This window comes from Methylobacterium sp. WL103, from assembly GCF_008039885.1.
GTDB lineage: Bacteria > Pseudomonadota > Alphaproteobacteria > Rhizobiales > Beijerinckiaceae > Methylobacterium > Methylobacterium cerastii.
In genome coordinates this window covers 1-802 of the sequence record NZ_VRUX01001086.1, presented here as the reverse complement: position 1 = coordinate 802, position 802 = coordinate 1, and the positions used below count along the sequence as shown (strand labels likewise).

The 802-nt window shown below is 72.3% G+C and carries 3 protein-coding genes; all 3 read left to right on the top strand.

Going from position 1 to position 802, the window contains the following annotated elements:
• Positions 1-219 (top strand): DUF4175 family protein (locus FV222_RS27945; RefSeq protein WP_147816398.1); only part of this gene is annotated, 219 nt, incomplete at its 5' end.
• 190 nt (positions 220-409) lie between these two features.
• Positions 410-595, top strand: a complete 186-nt coding sequence (locus tag FV222_RS27940; RefSeq protein ID WP_147763947.1) for a twin transmembrane helix small protein — start codon at positions 410-412, stop codon at positions 593-595.
• Positions 596-607: 12 nt separating this feature from the next.
• The coding region (locus tag FV222_RS30780) for a hypothetical protein (protein ID WP_210248522.1) at positions 608-802 on the top strand (195 nt) is incomplete at its 3' end.

Here is an 802-nt window from a genome sequence, read left to right as displayed (position 1 = left end):
GGCCAGCAGGGCCAGGCCGGCGCCAAGGACGACGACCCGCTCGGCCGCCCGACCCGCGGGCGCGACATGAGCGATGGCCGCGTGCGCGTGCCGACGGCCGACGAATCCGCGGTCCAGCGGGCGCGCCGGATCATGGAGGAGTTGCGGCGCAAGCTCGGCGACCCGACGCGTCCGCAGGAAGAACTCGACTACTTCGAGCGGCTGCTGCGCCGGAACTGATGGCACGCCGCCGACCGTCCTGCGCGGCCCGTCATTCCGGGGCGCCGCAGGCGAGCCCGGAATGACGGCTCTGGAGGCGTCTCTGTGCTAGCGGGGGAGCCCGTCCTGGCGCCAGCGGCGCTTCGCCCCTGCCGCCGCCGCCGCGAAGCCTCTATAAGCGGCGCCGAACGCTCTGCGAGATCCCCCCACCATGTCCGGCAACACCCTCGTCCTCGTCGCCTGCCTCGCGGTGGCCGTCATCCTCCTCCTCGGCCTCGCCAACATGATGCGTGGCGGCGACGCGAACCTGTCGCAACGCCTGATGCGGCTGCGCGTGCTGCTGCAGTTCGTGGCGATCCTGGTGATCATGGGCGTGGCTTGGTGGCGCTCCGCCTGAGGGCGCGCGACTGTGACCGGCGGGCCGCACCGGTCGGCATTCCACCCCGGCGCGGATGAAACGGCGATCCGGGCGCAGCCAAGCATGCTAGGGATTCCGGGTTCAATCCGGATCCGTTCCCGCATGAAGCCCACCTTCCACCGTCTCGTCGCCGGCGCGCTGGCCCTCGCGATCGCCTCGCCCGTCGCGGCGGCCGATCTCGGGTAC